The sequence below is a fragment of the Acidovorax sp. Root219 genome, from assembly GCF_001428665.1.
Lineage (GTDB): Bacteria > Pseudomonadota > Gammaproteobacteria > Burkholderiales > Burkholderiaceae_C > Acidovorax.
In genome coordinates this window covers 283,216-302,248 of sequence record NZ_LMIJ01000023.1, presented here as the reverse complement: position 1 = coordinate 302,248, position 19,033 = coordinate 283,216, and the positions used below count along the sequence as shown (strand labels likewise).

The 19,033-nt window shown below is 66.8% G+C and carries 18 protein-coding genes; 7 read left to right on the top strand and 11 right to left on the bottom strand.

The features are described from left to right. The 4 genes from ASE28_RS21760 to ASE28_RS21745 all read right to left on the bottom strand — a co-directional run bounded on the left by ASE28_RS21760 (position 1) and on the right by ASE28_RS21745 (position 2,974). Positions 1-978, bottom strand: a complete 978-nt coding sequence (locus ASE28_RS21760) for a beta-ketoacyl-ACP synthase III (RefSeq protein ID WP_057268439.1) — start codon at positions 976-978, stop codon at positions 1-3. Continuing rightward, a complete protein-coding gene (plsX, locus tag ASE28_RS21755) occupies positions 978-2,033 on the bottom strand; it encodes a phosphate acyltransferase PlsX (RefSeq protein WP_057202096.1) in 1,056 nt (351 codons plus the stop codon). The genes ASE28_RS21760 and plsX overlap by 1 nt, the downstream gene beginning before the upstream one ends. Positions 2,034-2,141: 108 nt before the next feature. Further along, positions 2,142-2,324 carry a 50S ribosomal protein L32 gene (gene rpmF, locus ASE28_RS21750; protein ID WP_005794249.1) on the bottom strand — a complete coding sequence of 61 codons (183 nt, stop codon included), beginning with the start codon at positions 2,322-2,324 and terminating at the stop codon, positions 2,142-2,144. A gap of 98 nt (positions 2,325-2,422) precedes the next feature. After that, positions 2,423-2,974 carry a DUF177 domain-containing protein gene (locus ASE28_RS21745; RefSeq protein ID WP_057268438.1) on the bottom strand — a complete coding sequence of 184 codons (552 nt, stop codon included), beginning with the start codon at positions 2,972-2,974 and terminating at the stop codon, positions 2,423-2,425. A 25-nt stretch (positions 2,975-2,999) separates the two neighbouring features. Here ASE28_RS21745 and ASE28_RS21740 point away from each other — a divergent pair, with 25 nt between their 5' ends. Genes ASE28_RS21740 through ASE28_RS21730 form a run of 3 tightly spaced genes read left to right on the top strand, consistent with a single transcriptional unit; the run spans position 3,000 to position 5,610 of the window. After that, positions 3,000-3,599 carry a Maf family nucleotide pyrophosphatase gene (locus ASE28_RS21740; RefSeq protein WP_057268437.1) on the top strand — a complete coding sequence of 200 codons (600 nt, stop codon included), beginning with the start codon at positions 3,000-3,002 and terminating at the stop codon, positions 3,597-3,599. After that, positions 3,596-4,411, top strand: coding sequence for an SAM-dependent methyltransferase (locus tag ASE28_RS21735; RefSeq protein WP_057268436.1), 816 nt, complete (start codon positions 3,596-3,598; stop codon positions 4,409-4,411). The genes ASE28_RS21740 and ASE28_RS21735 overlap by 4 nt, the downstream gene beginning before the upstream one ends. A 14-nt stretch (positions 4,412-4,425) precedes the next feature. After that, positions 4,426-5,610, top strand: coding sequence for a toxin-antitoxin system YwqK family antitoxin (locus ASE28_RS21730; RefSeq protein WP_082608195.1), 1,185 nt, complete (start codon positions 4,426-4,428; stop codon positions 5,608-5,610). Here the strand turns inward: ASE28_RS21730 and ASE28_RS21725 are convergent, their stop codons facing one another. From ASE28_RS21725 to ASE28_RS21710, 4 genes are all read right to left on the bottom strand, one after another. Further along, positions 5,611-6,651 carry a S49 family peptidase gene (locus tag ASE28_RS21725; protein ID WP_057268435.1) on the bottom strand — a complete coding sequence of 347 codons (1,041 nt, stop codon included), beginning with the start codon at positions 6,649-6,651 and terminating at the stop codon, positions 5,611-5,613. It lies immediately after the preceding gene. A gap of 88 nt (positions 6,652-6,739) precedes the next feature. Continuing rightward, positions 6,740-7,117 (bottom strand): Rieske 2Fe-2S domain-containing protein, encoded by a 378-nt coding sequence (locus ASE28_RS21720; RefSeq protein ID WP_057268434.1) that lies wholly within the window; start codon positions 7,115-7,117, stop codon positions 6,740-6,742. A 47-nt stretch (positions 7,118-7,164) separates the two neighbouring features. Then, positions 7,165-7,836, bottom strand: coding sequence for an HAD family hydrolase (locus ASE28_RS21715; protein WP_057202090.1), 672 nt, complete (start codon positions 7,834-7,836; stop codon positions 7,165-7,167). Between the two features lie 12 nt (positions 7,837-7,848). Then, on the bottom strand, positions 7,849-8,859 hold the full coding sequence (locus tag ASE28_RS21710; protein WP_057268433.1) for an RluA family pseudouridine synthase: 1,011 nt from the start codon (positions 8,857-8,859) through the stop codon (positions 7,849-7,851). 585 nt (positions 8,860-9,444) lie between these two features. Between ASE28_RS21710 and ASE28_RS21705 the strand changes: the two genes are divergently transcribed. The 4 genes from ASE28_RS21705 (at position 9,445) to queF (ending at position 15,413) form a co-directional block, all read left to right on the top strand. Beyond that, positions 9,445-12,660 (top strand): Rne/Rng family ribonuclease, encoded by a 3,216-nt coding sequence (locus ASE28_RS21705; protein ID WP_057268432.1) that lies wholly within the window; start codon positions 9,445-9,447, stop codon positions 12,658-12,660. Between the two features lie 153 nt (positions 12,661-12,813). Continuing rightward, on the top strand, positions 12,814-13,593 hold the full coding sequence (gene yaaA / locus ASE28_RS21700; protein ID WP_057202087.1) for a peroxide stress protein YaaA: 780 nt from the start codon (positions 12,814-12,816) through the stop codon (positions 13,591-13,593). 8 nt (positions 13,594-13,601) lie between these two features. Then, positions 13,602-14,501 (top strand): 2OG-Fe(II) oxygenase, encoded by a 900-nt coding sequence (locus ASE28_RS21695; protein WP_057202086.1) that lies wholly within the window; start codon positions 13,602-13,604, stop codon positions 14,499-14,501. A 60-nt stretch (positions 14,502-14,561) separates the two neighbouring features. Next, positions 14,562-15,413: an NADPH-dependent 7-cyano-7-deazaguanine reductase QueF gene (gene queF / locus ASE28_RS21690; protein ID WP_057268431.1), complete on the top strand. Its 852-nt coding sequence runs from the start codon at positions 14,562-14,564 to the stop codon at positions 15,411-15,413. A 207-nt stretch (positions 15,414-15,620) separates the two neighbouring features. Here queF and ASE28_RS21685 read toward each other — a convergent pair whose 3' ends face one another. The 3 genes from ASE28_RS21685 to ASE28_RS21675 all read right to left on the bottom strand — a co-directional run bounded on the left by ASE28_RS21685 (position 15,621) and on the right by ASE28_RS21675 (position 18,992). Next, complete coding sequence (locus ASE28_RS21685) at positions 15,621-15,884, bottom strand: hypothetical protein (RefSeq protein WP_057202555.1); 264 nt, start codon at positions 15,882-15,884, stop codon at positions 15,621-15,623. Between the two features lie 75 nt (positions 15,885-15,959). Beyond that, positions 15,960-17,228 carry a DNA polymerase IV gene (locus ASE28_RS21680; protein WP_057268430.1) on the bottom strand — a complete coding sequence of 423 codons (1,269 nt, stop codon included), beginning with the start codon at positions 17,226-17,228 and terminating at the stop codon, positions 15,960-15,962. A gap of 66 nt (positions 17,229-17,294) precedes the next feature. After that, on the bottom strand, positions 17,295-18,992 hold the full coding sequence (locus ASE28_RS21675) for a thiamine pyrophosphate-binding protein (protein WP_057268429.1): 1,698 nt from the start codon (positions 18,990-18,992) through the stop codon (positions 17,295-17,297). Between the last annotated feature and the right edge of the window lie 41 nt (positions 18,993-19,033).

The following is a 19,033-nucleotide window of genomic DNA, read 5'->3' as shown; positions in this document are numbered from 1 at the left end:
CTACAGCTTCAGGAGCACGGCACCCCAGGTGAATCCACCGCCCACGCCTTCCAGAAGCAGCGTTTCACCCTTCTTGACCTGCCCGCTGCGCACCGCATGGTCGAGCGCCAGGGGAATCGACGCTGCCGAGGTGTTGCCATGCTGGTCCACCGTGACCACCACCTTGTCCATCGACAGCTTGAGCTTGCGGGCCGTGCCCTGCATGATGCGTATGTTGGCCTGGTGGGGGATCAGCCAGTCCACATCGGCTTCGGTCATGCCCGCCTTGGCCAGCGCGGCATGGGCGGCCTTTTCCAGCACGCCCACGGCCAGCTTGAACACGGCCTGGCCGTCCATCTTGAGCACCGGGTCGCCCAGCACCTGGCCACCCGAGACATTGCCCGGCACGCACAGGATGCCGACATGCTTGCCATCGGCATGCAGGTCGCTCGACAGGATGCCGGGCGTCTCGGACGCCTCCAGCACCACGGCACCGGCACCATCACCGAACAGCACGCAGGTGGTCCGGTCCTTGAAGTCGAGGATGCGGCTGAAGACTTCGGCGCCAATCACCAGGGCACGGTTCGCCGCGCCGGTCTGGATCATCGAATCGGCTACGGCCAATGCATAGACGAAACCGCTGCACACGGCCTGCACATCGAACGCCGGGCAGCCATTGGCACCCAGCTTGTGCTGCAAGATGCAAGCGACCGAGGGAAACACCATGTCCGGCGTGGACGTGGCGACGATGATCAGGTCGATGTCCTGCGCTTGCAGGCCCGCAGCCTGCAAGGCATTGCGAGCAGCTTCGAGACCCAGGTCGCTGGCCGTCACATCAGGGGCGGCGAAATGCCGCGCCCGGATCCCCGTGCGCTCAACGATCCACTCGTCCGAGGTTTCGATGCCATCGCGGGCCAACTCGGCCACGAGGTCGGCATTCGTGAGCCGGCGCGGTGGCAGATAGCTGCCAGTGCCGGTTATGCGGGAATAGCGTCTCATTAATGTGTCGTCGTCGCCGCAGCAGGCCTGGGCTGGGCATCGGCGGGGGCCAAGAGCGGCGCCGCATGCGCAATCCGGGTCCGGACACGGTCGAGCAGGTTGTTGCGGGCTGCATCATACGCCCGGTTCAAGGCCTGCTCGAAGGCCATGGCATCGGCCGAGCCATGGCTCTTGAACACCAGTCCGCGCAGCCCCAAAAGTGCCGCGCCGTTGTAACGCCGGTAGTCCATGCGGATCATGAGCGCCTTTAGCACCGGATAGGCAACGATAGCAGCAGCTTTTGTGAAAATGTTGCGAGAAAACTCATTTTTGAGCCCTCCTATCACCATCGCAGCCACCCCTTCGCTGGCCTTGAGCGCCACGTTGCCGACAAATCCGTCACAGACCACGATGTCCACCGTGCCCTTGAAGATGTCATTGCCTTCGACGTTGCCGTAGAAATTGAGATCGCCCGCTTCGGCAGCAGATCGCAACAGTTCACCCGCTTTTTTGATGACTTCGCTGCCTTTGATGATCTCTTCACCAATATTGAGCAACCCAACGGTGGGCTCGCCGCCATCATCGCGCAAGGCAGACACCAAGGCCGAACCCATCACCGCAAACTGCAGCAGATGCTCTGCCGAGCAGTCCACATTGGCACCCAGGTCGAGCACCGTGGTGGCGCGCCCCTGGTTGTTGGGCAATTGGGTGGCAATGGCAGGCCGGTCGATGCCGTCCAGGGTCTTGAGCAGATAGCGCGCAATGGCCATCAGGGCACCGGTGTTGCCAGCAGAAACCGCCGCTCCCGCAGTTCCATCCTTGACCTGCTGGATGGCCACGCGCATGGAAGAGTCTTTTTTGCGGCGCAGGGCCACCTCGACCGGATCGTCCATGGCCACCACCTCGGTGGCGGGGACGATGGTGGCGCGGTCATGGGAAAAATCCTTCAGGCTGTCCGCCAGGCCGACCAGCAGCAAGCGGGCATCCGGGTGATTGCCAAGGAACTGACGGCACGCCGCGAGCGTGACGCGGGGGCCGTGATCGCCCCCCATGCAGTCAACAGCCAGTGTGATCATGGGCGACTTGTCCGGCCAACTGCGCTGGCCGGAAGATGGATACAACGGTCAAAACAAAGGCCCGCGCTACAGAATCCGTAGCTACGGGCCTTTGAAGGGTACTGAAGATCAGGCTTCAGACTTGTTTTTGAGCACCTGGCGGCCGCGGTAGAAACCGTTGGGGCTGATGTGGTGGCGCAGATGGGTTTCGCCGGTGGTGGGCTCCACTGCAATGCCTGGCACATTCAGGGCATTGTGCGAACGGTGCATACCGCGCTTGGAAGGGGACTTTTTGTTTTGCTGAACGGCCATGATGGCTCCTGGTCTTAAATAGGTTGGTAAATACGCGATGAGCCCATAGAAGACACGAGGGGATTCGCGCGAAGCCCTCGATTATATCCCAAATGGATTCAGTGTCCCTTGCGGTCTTTCTTGAGGCCTGCCAACGCTGCAAAAGGATTGGGCTTGTCGGCGCTTGCCGCCTCGAAATCATCGTCCGTCGATGCCAGCGGCACAGCCGTCGGGCACTCGTCATGCTTGGGCACCACGGGCAGCGCCATGAGCAACTCGTCCTCGATCAACTCGTGCAGGTCGAACTCACGGGTCATTGCCAGCAAGTCCTCTTCACTCTCGTCGTCGAGGGCTTCGGCGGTAGCCTCGTCGGCCACGAAGCGAAACGCGCGGTCCACCTCCAGCGGCACATCCACCGGCGTGAGGCAGCGCTGGCACTCCATGGGAAAGGACGCACGCACCTTGAGCACCAGCCACACCTGGCCTGCGCCGCCAAGCGCCGTGCGCACCTCTCCCTGCGCCTGCCAGTCCACCAGCAGGTCGGGGTGCAGCCCCCGGGCCTCCTGGGCCAGGCGCTCATACTTCAAAAGGGAATCATGGCCGGCCAGGCGCGCGCCGGCCAAAGCAAACGCTTTGACGTCGAGCCGGTCCACTGAGAATTCCTTGGTCATGGCGGCAGTGTAAGAGAATCAGCGAATGCATCAATCCCCTGCCCTGCAACGCCCTGTGGTATTGGGCTCCACCTCGCGCTACCGCCGCGAACTGCTCTCGCGCCTGAACCTGCCTTTCGAGGTCGCCTCTCCCGATGTGGACGAAACCCCCAGCCCGGGCGAGGCCCCGCGCGATCTGGCTTTGCGCCTGGCTTTGGCCAAGGCCCGGGCCGTGGCACATCTTTATCCCGAGGCCGTGGTCATCGGCTCCGACCAGGTGGCCGACCTGGCCGGCCAGCCGCTGGGCAAGCCCGGCACCCACGAGCGCGCCGTTCAGCAGCTGCGCCAGATGCGCGGACAGACCGTCATCTTCCAGACCGCCGTGGCCACCGTGTGCCAGGCCAGCGGCTTCGAGCAGGTGGACATCGCCCCCGTGGAAGTGCGCTTTCGCGACCTGTCGGACGACGAAATCGAGCGCTACCTGCGCGCCGAGCAGCCCTACGACTGCGCCGGCAGCGCCAAGAGCGAAGGCCTGGGCATCGCCCTGCTCGACGCCATCCACAGCGACGACCCCACAGCCCTCATCGGCCTGCCGCTGATCCGCACCTGCCGCATGCTGCGCGCTGCCGGAGTGGTTCTGCCATGAGCACCCGCCCCGCCACCCCCACGGATGCACCATCAGGCGCCGCCGCCAGCGGCACGCTGTACCTGGTACCCGCCCCCCTCGACTTCGGCTGCGAGGTGGAAGCCCCCCTGCAGGACGCCCTGCCCGCCGGCACCCTGCAGCAGGCCGCGCAGCTCACCCACTGGATCTGCGAGAACGCCAAGAGCACCCGCGCATATTTGAAGCGCATCGATGCCCTGCACCCACTGGCAACACCTCTGCAGCAGCAACAGATCACCGAGCTACCACGCGAGGTGCACAAGAAAGGCGACCACGGCGACAAGGGCTCCGCCACGTTCGACGCCAAGCCCCTGCTGGCCCCGGCACTGGCTGGCCACGCCATGGGCCTGGTCAGCGAGGCCGGCATGCCGGCGGTGGCCGACCCGGGATCGTCCGTGGTGCGCGCCGCGCACGACCTGGGCATTCTCGTGGTGCCACTGGTCGGCCCAGTCTCGCTGCTATTGGCGCTGGCCGCAAGCGGCCTGAACGGCCAGAGCTTTGCCTTTGCCGGCTACCTGCCACAGGACGGGCAGGAACGCACGCAGCGCATCCGCGAGCTCGAATCCCTGGCCCTCAAGACCGGCCAGACCCAGCTGTTCATCGAGACGCCCTACCGCAACCCCGCGCTCTGGCAGGCCCTGGTGCAGACCCTTCAGCCCCACACCCGCCTGGCACTGGCCAGTGGCCTGACGCTGCCCAGCGCCCAGATCCGCAGCCAGCTCGTGCGCCAGTGGCGCGCCCAGCCCCTGGTACCCAGCAACCGCACACCCATCGTGTTTGCCCTGGGCCGCTGAGCCCGCTCCATGCCATGCAAAGCCTCTCAGCAGCCCTTCTGCTCCTTGCCCTGGGCACCTGTGCCACGGGCGCACACGCCATCGTCCGCTGCGAATTCAACGGCAGGAGTGTCAACCCGTCCAACGGCGCCGAAACCGCGGGACTGACCGGCTTGCTGCGCTGCCGCGACGAAAACACCGGCCAGTTGCAGCGCGAGCAGGAGCTCAAGGACGGCAAGTACCTGGGCCGGGAGCGCTTTTTCGACCGCGAGGGCAAGCTCACGCGCGAGCGCAGCGTAAACGAGCGCGGCAACAGCCAGGGCCGCGTGGCCGAGTTCTGGCCCAACGGACAGCTCAAGCGCGAGGAATTCGCCGAGAACGGCAGCACGGTCGGGGCAGTGCGCCGCTTCGATGCCAATGGCCGGCCCGAACGCCTTTCTTTCCATACGGGAGGGCAGGAGCAGTTCGTCATCGAATACAACGCTACCGGCCAGCCCACGCGGCTGCAGTGCCCGCGCGCCAGCGTCCTGCCCGAAGACCGCAAGCCCTGCGGCTTCGAAGGCGCTGCGGACACCCCGCTGTATACCAGTGCTGGCACCAAGGCCGGCCAGGTGCGCTACGACCAGGGCCGGCTGCTGCTGTCCACCGAATGGACGAGCGATGGCGTGGTGGCGCAGCAGATGCTCTACGAGGAAGGGCGGCGCGTGCACCGCAGCTTTTTCACCGAAGGCGGCAAGAGCGTGCTGCGCGAAGAGCGCATCTTCACGCCAGATGAGCAGCGCTTCCTGCGCGACACGCGCGGCCCGCTGCACAGCCTGCGCCGTTTTGGCAGCACGGGCCAGCTGATCGAACAGCATGGCTATGCCGATAGGCGCGAAGTGCTGCTTGAGCGCTGGTACCTCAACGGGGCAGCACGCGAACGCTCGACGATGACCGGCATCGGGGAGTCCACCCGCATCCAGCGCGAACTGCGCGATGACGAGGGCCGGCTCACGCGCCGGGAACTGCTCACCGAACAGCAGCAGCGCACCGGCATTCAGCAGCAGTTCCACGCCAATGGCCGCGTGGCCCAGGAAGACCGATACACGGCACCGGACAACCGGGGCCGCACGCGGCTGGAAGCGCGCAAGCAGTGGGACGAATCCGGCAAGCTGCTGGCCGACGACACCATCCTGGAAGACGGATCGCGCCAGCGCAAGGCTGGCGGACTGGATTCCTGATCAGCGCAGCTGCGGCCCGGCAGACATCATCGCCTTGGCGGCGCCGATGCCCATGGCCGCGCCGAAGCGCTTGGCCAGGCGCTCGGCTACGTTGTCACGGCGCGTGTAGTCGATGATCTCCTCGGCCTTGACCACCTCGCGCGCCACGTAGTCGAGGTTGCCGAGCTTGTCGGCCAGGCCCATCTCCACGGCCTGCTGGCCAGTCCAGAACAGGCCGCTGAAGGTTTCGGGCGTGACCTTGAGCCGGTCGCCCCGGCCCGCCTTCACCACGCCGATGAACTGCTGGTGGATCTGGTTGAGCATGGCCTGCGCGTATTCGCGCTGCTTCTCGGTCTGGGGGCTGAAGGGATCGAGGAAACCCTTGTTCTCGCCGGCGGTGAGCAGGCGGCGCTCGACACCGAGCTTTTCCATGATGCCGGTGAAGCCAAAGCCATCCATCAGCACGCCGATGCTGCCCACGATGCTGGCCTTGTCCACGAAGATTTCATCCGCCGCCGCAGCGATGTAATAGGCGGCCGAGGCACAGGTCTCCTCGACCACGGCATACACGGGCTTGTTGTACTTGGCCTTCAGGCGCACGATCTCGTCGTTGATGATGCCGGCCTGCACCGGGCTGCCGCCCGGCGAGTTGATCAGCAGCACCACCGCCTGAGAGCCCTCGTCCTCGAAGGCACTGCGCATGGCGGCCACCACGAACTCGGCACTGGCCTCGGCACCCGAGGCGATTTCACCCTTGATGTCCACCACCGCCGTGTGCGGCGTGCTCTTGCTTGCGCCGGTCGATGCCTGGCGCATGGCGCCCCAGGCCAGCGCGAGGATCAGGAACAACCAGGCAAAGCGGAAAAAGATTTTCCAGCGGCGGGCCGAGCGCTGCTCGCTGAGGGCCGCAAAGGCCAGCTTCTCCAGCGTGGCGCGCTCCCACCCAGGCTCCTGCACAGCCGCGCGGGCGCCGGACGGGGCGGCTGATTGCGACCACAGGTCCTGCGACGGGGGGAAATTCTTGTCGGAACCCGGGATTCCAGGCTGTTGGGGATCGGTCATTTCAGGCCTTTTGAGACACCATGCGGCCCTTGGCGGGCAGGCCGCCACAGGCAAATATGCAAAAAACAGGACGAGCCAGGGAACACCCCTAAAACTCGACGGGCTGGAGGTTGTATGCAGTATGCCAGTGCACTGCACCATCGGACTCCGACAGGGCTATCTTCACCAGCCCGCCCCGGCACGGCCCGCCCGCGCACTGGCCGGTGTCGGGCAGGTAGGCCGCTCCATGCGTGGCGCACAGCAGCCAGTTGCCGGAATCGTCGAAAAACCGGTCGGGCTGGTAGTCCATCTCCATCGCCACATGCGTGCAGCGGTTGAGGTAGGCATGCGGCGCTCCGCGGTAGCGGATGGCAAAGGCCCTGCAGGTCTGGCCCGCGTATTTCACATCAAAGGGCACAGCCAGCCCGCCATCCACCAGATCGGCGCTGTTGCACAAGGGAATGGAGGCAGGCTCGGCAGTGCTCATGGGAGGACAACGGCAGTGGCAGATGAAGAAAGTGACCGATGAAGAGGCTATCCGTTGGCCCGCAGCCAGTCGTGCAGCTCGCGCACCGAATGCGCCACGGCCAGCGGCTGCAGCACGTGGAAGGCGTCGGGCTCGTGCGCCCCATAGCTCACGCCCACGCTGGCACAGCCGGCGTTGAGCGCCATCTGCAGGTCGTGCGTGGTGTCGCCGATCATGAGCACGCGCTCGGGCAGCACGTCGAACTCGGCCATCAGCTCCTGCAGCATCAGCGGGTGGGGTTTGCCGGCCGTCTGGTCGGCGGTGCGCGAACCGTCGAACACGCCCTTGAGGTCCTTGGAATGCAGCACATCGTCCAGGCCGCGCCGGCTCTTGCCCGTGGCCACCGTGATCAGGTGCCCGGCATCGCGCAGGTCGGCCAGCATCGGCAGCACGCCCTCGAACAGGCTCAGGTCGTCCTGGTGTTGCACATAGTGAAAACGGTAGCGGTTGGCCAGCTCAGGGTACTTTTCGGGCGGCACGTCGGGCGCGGCATGGGCCAGCGCCTGCATCAGGGCCATGCCGATCACGTACGAGGCCGCCTGGTCCGTGGGCACGGTGCCGCCCACGTCCTTCACGGCCGCCTGGATGCAGCGCACGATGATCTGCGTGGAGTCGAACAGGGTGCCATCCCAGTCAAAGGCAATCAGGTCGAAACGGCGGGGACGGGACGTGGGACGCATGGGACAAGGCACTCAGGCAGAAGGAACGAAATCGGCCAGCTCGGGCGGCAGTTGGGCGTTGAGCGCCACGCGCTCGCCACTGGCCGGGTGGTTGAACTGTAACCGCCACGCGTGCAGGAACATGCGCCGCATGCCCAGCTTCTGCAAGCGTTTGTTCAACTCGAAATCGCCGTACTTGTCGTCCCCGACGATGGCGTGGCCCTGGCTCGCCAAGTGCACCCGGATCTGGTGCGTGCGCCCGGTCTTGATCGTCACCTCCAGCAGCGTCATGGCCGGCAGGCCCTTTTCCTGGCGCGCCGGCACGGCCTGGCGCACCTTGACCAGGGTGATGGAGCGCATGCCGTCGGGATCGTCGGCCGTGGTCACGCGCACGCGGCGCTCACCATCGGCCTGCAAATACTTGTGCAGTGGCAGGTCGATGACCTTGTTGCTGGCGGTCCACACCCCGGTGACCAGCGCCAGGTAGGTCTTGCCGGTTTCGCGCTCGCGGAACTGGTCCTGCAGGTGGGTGAGCGCCGAGCGCTTTTTGGCCACCAGCAAAATGCCCGAGGTGTCCCGGTCCAGCCGGTGCACCAGCTCCAGGAACTTCGCGGTGGGTCGCGCCTGGCGCAGCTGCTCGATCACGCCAAAGCTCACCCCGCTGCCGCCATGCACGGCCACACCCGCAGGCTTGTCGATTGCGATCACGTGCTCATCTTCAAGCAGGATGGGGAATTCGCGCGCGGGCGCAGGCCGCTCGGCCTTCTCGGCCACCTTCTCGGAGATGCGCACCGGCGGCAGGCGCACCTGGTCGCCCGCCTCCACCCGGGTGTCGGCACTGGCCCGGCCCTTGTTGATGCGCACCTCACCACTGCGGATGATGCGGTAGACATGGGTTTTGGGCACGCCCTTGAGGTGGCGTATCAAAAAGTTATCGAGCCGCTGGCCCGCCGAGTCCTCGTCAACCTCGACGAAGCGGGCGGCTGGCGCGTTGGAAGCCGGGGCGGGGCCGGATGGCGGTTTGCCCCCTATAATGTGTTTCACCTGCGCGTTGCTGTGTAAGTGGTTGATTTGTCTGGAGTTTAGTCCACACGACCGCCACACGGGCGCAGGCAGGTCGATGCCAGCGGGTGTCGCCCACGCAGATTGCAGGCCAGATGCCTGCAATGGCCTGGGTGCCAGCCGGCGGGCTGACAGATTGAAACACTGATACGGAATCCCCCAAGCTGGCAGATGCGCCCCACCAGGGCAAGGTCTGCCAGCGGATCGAAGCGAGCATGTGGTTGTTGATGGCTTGGATTGTGACCTTGTGGCGGTGGCGCATGCCCCTGGCCATGCGCGCGCAATTGCCTGCAACAACCGTCCGGCCAGCGCAACCAGCCACCTTGTTCGTGGCAAAACTGCGCCTCTCCCACTCGCCCCCTTCCATGCGCCCCTGCCTTTCGCTGCCGCGCTAACGCGCGGCAGGCTTTCGGCATCCCCGGCAATTCCCTTCGTTTCGATGCGTCAGTCCAGGCATTCACAGCTCCTGTAGAGCTTGTTCAATGGTTTGGAACTGCGGGTGGCAGCCCGCGAGAGCCCTGTCGGCTGCGCCGCTGCCCACCGCGAAACACAAGAAGGAATCGCATCATGAAGCGGATGCTCATCAACGCCACGCAGCCCGAAGAACGGCGCCTGGCCATCGTCGACGGACAAAAGCTCCTCGACTACGAGATCGAGATCGAGGGGCGCGAGCAGCGCAAGGGCAACATCTACAAGGCCGTCGTCACGCGCGTCGAGCCTTCGCTGGAAGCCTGCTTCGTCGACTACGGCGAAGACCGCCACGGCTTCCTGCCGTTCAAGGAAATCTCGCGCAGCTATTTCGCCCCGGGCGTCTCGCCCAGCCAGGCGCGCATCAATGAAGTGATCCGCGAAGGCCAGGAACTGCTGGTCCAGGTCGAGAAGGAAGAACGCGGCAACAAGGGCGCGGCCCTGACCACCTTCGTCTCGCTGGCCGGCCGCTACGTGGTGCTGATGCCCAACAACCCCCGTGGCGGTGGCGTTTCGCGCCGCATCGAGGGCGAGGACCGCGCCGAGCTCAAGGAGGCGATGGACCAGTTGGAGTACCCCAATGGCATGTCCATCATCGCGCGCACCGCCGGCATCGGCCGCACCGCGCCCGAGCTGCAGTGGGACCTGAACTACCTGCTCAAGCTGTGGAACGCCATCGACGGCGCGGCCAAGGGTGGCAAGGGCGCCTTCCTGATCTACCAGGAATCGAGCCTCGTCATCCGCGCGATCCGCGATTACTTCAACAACGACATCGGTGACATCCTCATCGATACCGACGACATCTACGAACAGGCGCAGCAGTTCATGGCGCACGTCATGCCCGAGCATGCCGCCCGCGTGAAGCGCTACCGCGACGACGCCGCCCTGTTCAGCCGCTTCCAGATCGAGCACCAGATCGAATCGGCCTACGCCCGCACCGTGCAACTGCCCTCGGGCGGCGCCATCGTGATCGACCACACCGAAGCGCTGGTCAGCGTGGACGTGAACTCGGCCCGCGCCATCAAGGGCGGCGACATCGAGGAAACCGCCACGCGCACCAACCTGGAAGCCGCCGACGAAGTGGCCCGCCAGATGCGCCTGCGCGACCTGGGCGGCCTGATCGTGATCGACTTCATCGACATGGAGGAGAGCAAGAACCGCCGCGAAGTGGAAAACCGCCTGCGCGACGCGCTGCGCCAGGACCGCGCCCGCGTGCAGTTCGGCACCATCAGCAAGTTCGGCCTCATGGAAATGAGCCGCCAGCGCCTGAAGCCCGCGCTGTCCGAAGGCTCGTCCATCCCCTGCCCACGCTGCGGCGGCTCGGGCCACATCCGCGACACCGAATCCTCGGCGCTGCAGATCCTGCGCATCATCCAGGAAGAGTCGATGAAGGACAACACGGCCGCCGTGCACTGCCAGGTGCCGGTGGAAGTGGCTTCGTTCCTGCTGAACGAAAAGCGCACCGAAATCGCCAAGATCGAGCTCAAGCAACGCGTGGCCGTGCTGATGGTTCCCAACAAGACGCTGGAAACCCCCAACTACCGCCTGGAACGCCTGAAGCACGACGACCCGCGCCTGGACCACATCGAAGCCAGCTACAAGCTCGCCGAAGAAGTGGAAGACCCCACGGCCGTGACGCGCCGCTCGCAGGAGCCCACCAACAAGCAGACCCCGGTGATCAAGGGCGTGCTGCCCGACGCACCGGCACCGCAGGTCGAGCCCCGCCCCGAAGGCGCGGCCCGCCCACCGCGCGCCGGCCAGGGCCAGCGCCCTGCGGCCACGCCAGTTGCTGCGCCCACGCCCGCACCGGCACCCGCTGCGGCAGCGCCTGCTGCACCTCAGGAGCAAGGGATTCTTGCCTTCATCAAGGGCTTGTTCGGCTTTGGTGGCGCACCGGCGGCAGCACCTGCACCGGTGGCGGCCCCTGCACCAGCAGCCGCACCCGCCGCGGAAACCACCGCCCGCGAACCCCGCCGTGATGGCCGCGGCGAAGGCCGTGGCGGACGCCGCAGCAACCGCGATGCGCCCGGCCGCAGCGATGGCCAGCGCGAAGGTGGCGGCCGTGAAGGCGGCAACCGCGATGGCGCCACAGAAGGACGTGGCCGCCGTGGCGAACGCCCGGCCGAAGGCCGTGCACCCCGCGACGCCGAAGTCCAGGGCAGCCGCCCACCGCGCGAAGGCGGCGAGCGCCGCCCCGAGGGTGAAGGCCGCGAGGGACGTGAAGGACGCGGCGGCCGCAACGGCCGTGGTGGCCGCAACGACAGCGAAGGCCGCAACCAGGCCAATGGCGCCGCCCTGAATGGCGAGCAGGCAGCGGCAGTCGCCGGTGCCCAGGTGGAAGGCCCGATCGGCAGTGGCGCCGACGCCGCCGCCGGCCAGGCACCGCGCAGTGAACGTGGCGAGCGCGGCCCCCGCCGCGAGCGCGGCGACGGCACCGGCCGCCGCGAACGTGGCGAGCGTGCGCCCCGCAACGCCGAGGGCACGGAAGCCGCTGCACCGGCAGGCGACTTTGCCGACACCTCGCCGCTGGCGCTGCTGCCTGATCTGGACCTGACGGGCAACGAGTCCGCAGCCGCAGGCACTGAAGAGCAGCGCCGTGAGCGCCGCTCGCGCGACCGCTATGGCCGTGACCGCCGTGAACGCGGTGAGCGCGGTCCACGCGATGGCGCCGAAGCTGCCGCAGCACCGGCAGCCCCCCTGCTGGACTTCGATACCTCGAATGTACCGGCCACAGCAACGGCCGAGCCCCAGGACGAGCCACCACGCCGCAGCTACTTCAGCGCAGCAGCCCCTGCTGCCGCCACCGAAGCCGCAGCGCCCGTGGCGGCACCTGTCGCGGCTCCAGTGCAAGAGAGCGCCCCGGCCCCTGTGGCCGTCGCTCCCGTCGCACCGGCCCCGGCTCCTGCTGCTGCACCGGTCGTGGCAGCCCCTGCACCGGTGGTACAGGCCCCCGCCCCTGTAGCAGCACCTGTAGCAGCACCTGTGGCAGCACCGGTAGCGGCCCCTGCGCCTGCAGCCGCCGCCCCCGTGGCAGCGCCGGCCCCCGCAGCGGGTCTGCCCCGTGTGCAGGCGTTCACGCTGCCACTGGATGCGCTGCAGCAGGTCGCCGAATCGTCGGGCCTGCAGTGGGTGAACTCCGATGCCGCAAAGATCGCTGCCGTGCAGGCCGCCATCGCGGCAGAACCCAAGCCCATCCATGTGCCGCGCGAGCGTCCACCCGTGGTGGTGGCCGATGAGGGCCCGCTGGTGCTGGTGGAAACCCGCCGCGACCTCTCGGCGATGAAACTCCCCTTCGAGCAGCCTCCAGCGGCTTGATGCGGTGAGCGCGCAAGAAGGCGGCCTCGGCCGCCTTCTTGCTTTTTGGGCCCCGCCTTTGCGCTGGCGCACGGCCGATGCCGGTATCCTTGCGGCCACGACCTCGGTGTCTCACTTTCCTTCTGTTCGACCTCGACGAACCACCACGCCTCCATGCTGTTCCTGCTGTCTCCCGCCAAATCGCTGGACTATGAAACCCCGCTGCCGCCGGACATGCCGCACACGCTGCCGCAGTTCGTGGCCCAATCCACGGCCCTGATCAAGGTGCTGCGCGAGAAGTCGCACCAGGACATCGCCACACTGATGTCGCTGAGCGACCCGCTCGCGGCCCTGAATGTGGCGCGCTACCAGGCCTTCAGGCCGCGCTTCACCGCCGCCAACTCGCGCCAGGCCCTGCTGGCATTCAACGGCGACGTCTATGAAGGCCTGAATGCGCGCACGCTGGACAGCGAAGACCTGCAATGGGCGCAGGACCATGTGTGCATTCTGAGCGGCCTGTACGGCATGCTGCGCCCGCTGGACCGGATGCAGCCCTACCGCCTGGAAATGGGCACACGCCTGGCCACCGATGCCGGCAGCAACCTCTACCAGTTCTGGGGCAGCCGCATCGCGGAGCACCTGAACAAGCGCTTGCGGGCCGACACCACGCCGGTGGTGGTGAACCTCGCCTCGCAGGAGTATTTCAAGGTGGTGGACACCAAGGCCCTCAAGGCGCGCGTGGTCGAATGCGTGTTCGAGGACTGGAAGGGTGGCACCTACAAGATCATCAGCTTCCACGCCAAGCGCGCACGCGGGCTGATGGCGCGCTACGCCGTGACCCACCGCCTTGCGACCCCGCATGCCCTCCAGGGCTTTGACCTGGAGGGCTACACTTTTGCTCCCGCCGCCTCAGAACCCGAGCGCCTGGTGTTCCGGCGCAAGACCAACGAGTGAGATCTGCCATGGCATCGTCTTCCGAACAGTCGCCGTCCACCGCAACCACCGCCGCAGCGGCACGCCAGGCCATCACGCCCGAGCTGCGCCGCTGGATCATCGAGCAGGCCGAGGCCGGCTTTGCCGCACCCGTGGTGCTGCAGTCCATGCGCGATGCCGGCTGGAACGAGGACACAGCCGCCGAGGCGCTGGAAATCACGCTGCAGGACCACCTCAACGCGCTTGCCGAGCAGCAAGGCCAGCCGTCCGCCGTGAAGGTGCCCGAGCCCCTAATGGGTGAATCGCCCGCCCAGATCGATGCCGGCGACCGCATGGTGAGCATTCTGCTGGCGATGGCCAAGCCGCGCATCGTGGTCTTCGGCAACCTGCTCTCGCCGGAAGAGTGCGATGCCCTGATCGCCGCTGCCGAGCCGCGCATGGCGCGCTCGCTCACGGTGGCCACCAAGACCGGCGGCGAGGAAGTCAACGACGACCGCACCAGCGACGGCATGTTCTTCCAGCGCGGCGAAAATCCCGTGGTGCAGCGCATCGAGGAGCGCATCGCCCGCCTGCTGGACTGGCCGATCGAGAATGGCGAGGGCCTGCAGGTGCTGCACTACCGCCCCGGCGCCGAATACAAGCCGCACTACGACTACTTCGACCCGGGCGAGCCCGGTACCGCGACCATCCTCAAGCGCGGCGGCCAGCGCGTGGGCACCCTGGTGATGTACCTCAACACGCCCGAAAAAGGCGGCGGCACCACCTTCCCCGACGTGCATGTCGAAGTCGGCCCGCAGCGCGGCAATGCCGTGTTCTTCAGCTACGAGCGCGCAGCGCCCTCCACCCGCACCCTGCACGGCGGCGCGCCCGTGATCGCCGGCGAGAAGTGGATTGCCACCAAGTGGCTGCGCGAACGCGAATTCAAGTAACCAAAGGCCTGCCGCCAGTCCTGCGGGCACGCCGCAGGCTCGCCACCAAGGGATCCCTCCATGAACGACAACACCCCCGAACAATCCCAGTTGGGCAAGGCCTCGGCCTATGTGGACCAGTACGATGCCTCGCTGCTGTTCCCCATCCCGCGCGCGGGCAAGCGCGCCGAGATCGGCGTCACCACCGCACCGCCCTTTTTCGGCGCCGACCTGTGGACAGCGTTCGAGCTGTCGTGGCTCAACCAGCGCGGCAAGCCGCAGGTGGCCCTGGCGCACATCACCATCCCCTGCGAAACGCCGAACATCGTCGAGAGCAAGTCGTTCAAGCTCTACCTCAACAGCTTCAACAACACGCGCTTTGCTGATGCCTCCGAGGTGCAGGCACGCATCCGTGCCGACGTGAGCGAGGCCGTGTGGCGCGGAGCTGAACACCCGGCCACCGTGGGCGTGCGGCTGCTGCTGCCAGAACTGTTTGACCAGGAACCCGTGCACGAGCTCGACGGCCTGAGCCTGGACCGCCTGGACGTGGAGTGCACCCACTACCAGCCTGCGCCGCAGTTGCTGCATGCCGTGCACGACGAGCCCGCCGTCACCGAAGTGCTCACCAGCAACCTGCTCAAGAGCAACTGCCTGGTGACCGGCCAGCCCGACTGGGGCAGCGTGCAGATCCGCTACACCGGTGCCCCCATCGACCAGGAAGGCCTGTTGCAGTACCTGGTGAGCTTTCGCAACCACAACGAGTTCCACGAGCAGTGCGTGGAGCGCATCTTCATGGACCTGTGGACGCGCTGCAAGCCGCTCAAACTCACGGTCTACGCGCGCTACACACGCCGCGGCGGCCTGGACATCAACCCGCTGCGCACCAGCCACCCGCAGGCCCTGCCGGGCAACGTACGCACGGCAAGGCAGTGACTCCCCCTGAGTCGCTTCGCGCCTTCCCCCTCTCTCATATTGCTTCGCAATCTGGGAGGGGGACGCCCCCAGTGCGGCGGGGCGGCCCTTGCACGGGGGCACTGGCCTGAGTCGTGCCAGTTGCATACGCCATGTGCGATAGCGCGATGGAACGCCGATACCAGCCTTGGCAGAGCGCTAGCGTCATTGCGTCGCCTTACAGTAGCCCTATCCATTGCCGAGCCAATCGCACCGCAATCGGTGCAGGCGGTGCGCGCGGGTTCGCCACGCCACATACAGGCTGGGCAACAGGGTTCCGGCAAAACACAGGGGCATGGCCCAGGCCTCGCCAAAGGCACAGGCGGGTAGCCAGCCCACCCAGCCCATGAGCCAGAGCGTGAGCACCAGATCCCACAGGTGGTATTCCAGCGGATGCTCCACCCGGTGTTCCACATGCCACTGCTTGATGCGCTGGAGCTCGTTGAGCGTCATGACCATCTCCCGCCAGAGGAATGATCAATGTAAGTTTGACGTAAGACTTCGTCAAGCCCCCCCGCCCGTCGGCCCTCAGAACAGCGGTCGGGTGTGCGGGTCGGCCTGGCGCACCCGGGGGGCGCGTGGTTCGAGCGGGCCGTCGGGCACCTCGCCTACCCGCTCCAGCGTGCCCACGCGCACGCCCAGCAAACGCAGCTTCTGGTCCAGCGGCACCCGCTTGAGGCACAGGCCGGCCGTGCGGCGGATGGTGGCCGCGTCCTGGGTGTAGCGGTCCAGCGTCTGGTCGCGCGTGGCGATCTTGAAGTCGTCGTAGCGCAGCTTGATGCCGATGGTCTTGCCCACATAGCCCTTGCGCTGCAGGTCTCCGGCCACGCGTTCGCACAGGTCGGTGAAAATGCGGCCGAGCTCGGCCTTGTCGCGCACGGCGTGCAGGTCGCGGTCGAAGGTGGTCTCGCGGCTCATGCTCACGGGCTCGCTCTCGGTGACCACGGGGCTGTCGTCGCGGCCCCAGGCTACGCGGTGCATCCAGGCGCCGCTCGACTTGCCGAAGCGCTCGATGAGCCATTGCGGGTCCTGCGCGGCGAGCTGGCCAATGATCTGTATGCCCAGGGTCGCGAGCTTCTCGCCGGCCTTGGGGCCGATGCCGTTGATCTTGCGCACGTTGAGCGGCCAGATCTTCGTCTCAAGGTCGTTCTCATAGACGATGGAGATGCCGTTGGGCTTGTTGAACTCGCTGGCCATCTTGGCCAAGAGCCGGTTGGGCGCCACCCCGATGGAGCAGGTCAGCCCCGTCACGTCGAAGATGCTCTTCTGGATCAGCCGGGCCAGCACCCGGCCTCCTTCGCGCTGGCCGCCGGGCACGTCGGTGAAGTCGATGTACACCTCGTCCACGCCCCGGTCCTGCATCACGGGCGCGATGTCGGTGATGGTGCTCTTGAACAGGCGCGAGAAGCGGCGCACCTCGTCGAAATCGACGGGCAGCACGATGGCCTGGGGGCAGAGTTTGGCCGCCTTCATCATGCCCATGGCCGAGCCCACGCCGAACTGCCGCGCCGCGTAGGTCGCCGTGGTGATGACGCCGCGGCCCACATAGTCCTTGAGCAGGGGAAAGTCAGCCACCGGGATGAAATGCGGCTCGCGCAGGCCTTCGCCGTCGGGCGTCTGGTGCAGCAGTTCGTCCACCTTGCGACGCCCGCCGCCGATCACCACGGCCAGGCCCTTGAGCTGCGGGTAGCGCAGCAGCTCCACGGAGGCGAAGAAGGCATCCATGTCCAGGTGCGCGATGCGGCGCAGGCGCGGCGCGGAAGGTTCGTCGGGCAGTGGGGAGGTCACGGCCTCCATTGTGCGCAAAAGGGCCGCCACCCTGCTGTCAGCCGCCCAGCCGACAACAGGGTTGGGGCAGCGGAATTACTTCTTGGCGAGTGCCGCGTTGCGCATCCCCTGCAGCGTGCCCGTGGGCGTGATGGCCTCGGGATCGATCAGGCAGTGCAGCACGCTGGGCAGGCCGCTGGCGCGCGCACGGGCCAGGGCCGGGGCGAATTCCTCGGTGGTCGTGACACGCTCACCATGGCCGCCGAAGGCCTGGGCATAGGCCTTGAAATCGGGGTTCTTCAGGGCAGTCGCACTCACGCGGCCCGGGTACTCGCGCTCCTGGTGCATGCGGATGGTGCCGTACATGGCGTTGTCCAGCAGCACCACGATGATCGGCAGGCCGTACTGCACGGCGGTGGCGAACTCCTGGCCGTGCATCAGGAAATCGCCGTCGCCCGCGAAGATCACCACCTCGCGCTGCGGCCACAGGCGTTTGCCGCCCACGCCGGCCGGCAGGCCGTAGCCCATGGAGCCGCTGGTGGGCGCCAGCTGGCTGGCAAAGGTGGTGAAGGGCCAGAAGCGGTGGATCCAGGTCGCGAAGTTGCCTGCGCCGTTGCAGAAGATGGTGTCGGCTGGCAGCACCTCCTTGAGGTGCTGCATCACCTGGCCCATCTGCAGCTCGCCGGGGATGCGGATGGGGGTGGTATCGCTCCAGGCAAGGTACTCGGCATGGGCGGCCTCGACATGGGCCTGCCAGGGCACGGCGGCCGTGGGGCGTACCGTGGCCAGCGCCGCAGTGAAGGCCTGGGGCGTGGCATGGATCGGTTGCGCGGGACGGTAGAGCCGGCCCAGTTCATCGGCGTCGGCATGCACGTGCACGATGGGCTGCACGGGGTTGGGAATGGCGAACAACTCATAGCCCTGGGAGGGCACTTCGGACAGGCGCCCGCCGACCACCAGCACCAAGTCCGACGCGCGGATGCGCGCCAGCAGCTTGGGGTTCACCCCCAGGCCCAGGTCGCCGCCGTAGCAGGCGTGGTTGGCCGGAAACAGCATCTGCCGGCGGAACGAGCAGTACACGGGCAGCGACCAGGCCTCGGCAAAGGCTGTGAACTCGCGCACGGCCTGCTCGGACCAGCGGCTGCCGCCCAGAATGGCCACGGGCTGCTTGGCCTTGCCCAGGCGCTCGGCCAGCTCGGCCATCTGCGTGGCGCCGGGGTGGGTTTCGGCCACCTGGTAGGGCAGCGCATCGGCCACCACCGCTGCCTCGGTCAACATGTCTTCGGGCAGAGCCACCACCACGGGGCCGGGCCGGCCCGAGGTGGCAACGTGGAAGGCGCGCGAAATGAGTTCGGGCACGCGCGCCGGGTCGTCGATCTGCACCACCCACTTGGCCATGGTGCCAAAGACGGCGCTGTAGTCCAGCTCCTGGAAGGCCTCGCGCCCCAGCGCCCCCCGCGCCACCTGGCCCACGAACAGAATCAACGGCGTGGAGTCCTGGTGCGCGATGTGCACGCCAGCCGAGGCATTGGTGGCCCCCGGCCCCCGCGTGACGAAGCAGATGCCGGGCTGGCCCGTGAGCTTGCCCTGGGCCTCGGCCATCATGGCCGCGCCCCCCTCCTGGCGGCAGACGGTGACGGCGATGTCGGCGTCGTGCAGCGCATCCAGCACGGCCAGGTAGCTTTCACCGGGCACGCAGAAGAGTTGCTTCACGCCATGGGTGATGAGCTGCTGGACCAGGATCTGGCCGCCCGTGCGGCTGGCGGCGGTGCTGGAGGTGGAGGGCGTGGTCATGTCAGGGTTCCGGAACGAGAGAAACAAACAAAAAAGAAATC

Bases quoted from the DNA above. Each gene is read 5' to 3' on its own strand.
- ASE28_RS21760 (WP_057268439.1), bottom strand. From the start codon at position 978: ATGAGACGCTATTCCCGCATAACCGGCACTGGCAGCTATCTGCCACCG.
- plsX (WP_057202096.1), bottom strand. From the start codon at position 2,033: ATGATCACACTGGCTGTTGACTGCATGGGGGGCGATCACGGCCCCCGC.
- rpmF (WP_005794249.1), bottom strand. From the start codon at position 2,324: ATGGCCGTTCAGCAAAACAAAAAGTCCCCTTCCAAGCGCGGTATGCAC.
- ASE28_RS21745 (WP_057268438.1), bottom strand. From the start codon at position 2,974: ATGACCAAGGAATTCTCAGTGGACCGGCTCGACGTCAAAGCGTTTGCT.
- ASE28_RS21740 (WP_057268437.1), top strand. From the start codon at position 3,000: ATGCATCAATCCCCTGCCCTGCAACGCCCTGTGGTATTGGGCTCCACC.
- ASE28_RS21735 (WP_057268436.1), top strand. From the start codon at position 3,596: ATGAGCACCCGCCCCGCCACCCCCACGGATGCACCATCAGGCGCCGCC.
- ASE28_RS21730 (WP_082608195.1), top strand. From the start codon at position 4,426: ATGCAAAGCCTCTCAGCAGCCCTTCTGCTCCTTGCCCTGGGCACCTGT.
- ASE28_RS21725 (WP_057268435.1), bottom strand. From the start codon at position 6,651: ATGACCGATCCCCAACAGCCTGGAATCCCGGGTTCCGACAAGAATTTC.
- ASE28_RS21720 (WP_057268434.1), bottom strand. From the start codon at position 7,117: ATGAGCACTGCCGAGCCTGCCTCCATTCCCTTGTGCAACAGCGCCGAT.
- ASE28_RS21715 (WP_057202090.1), bottom strand. From the start codon at position 7,836: ATGCGTCCCACGTCCCGTCCCCGCCGTTTCGACCTGATTGCCTTTGAC.
- ASE28_RS21705 (WP_057268432.1), top strand. From the start codon at position 9,445: ATGAAGCGGATGCTCATCAACGCCACGCAGCCCGAAGAACGGCGCCTG.
- yaaA (WP_057202087.1), top strand. From the start codon at position 12,814: ATGCTGTTCCTGCTGTCTCCCGCCAAATCGCTGGACTATGAAACCCCG.
- ASE28_RS21695 (WP_057202086.1), top strand. From the start codon at position 13,602: ATGGCATCGTCTTCCGAACAGTCGCCGTCCACCGCAACCACCGCCGCA.
- queF (WP_057268431.1), top strand. From the start codon at position 14,562: ATGAACGACAACACCCCCGAACAATCCCAGTTGGGCAAGGCCTCGGCC.
- ASE28_RS21685 (WP_057202555.1), bottom strand. From the start codon at position 15,884: ATGACGCTCAACGAGCTCCAGCGCATCAAGCAGTGGCATGTGGAACAC.
- ASE28_RS21680 (WP_057268430.1), bottom strand. From the start codon at position 17,228: ATGGAGGCCGTGACCTCCCCACTGCCCGACGAACCTTCCGCGCCGCGC.
- ASE28_RS21675 (WP_057268429.1), bottom strand. From the start codon at position 18,992: ATGACCACGCCCTCCACCTCCAGCACCGCCGCCAGCCGCACGGGCGGC.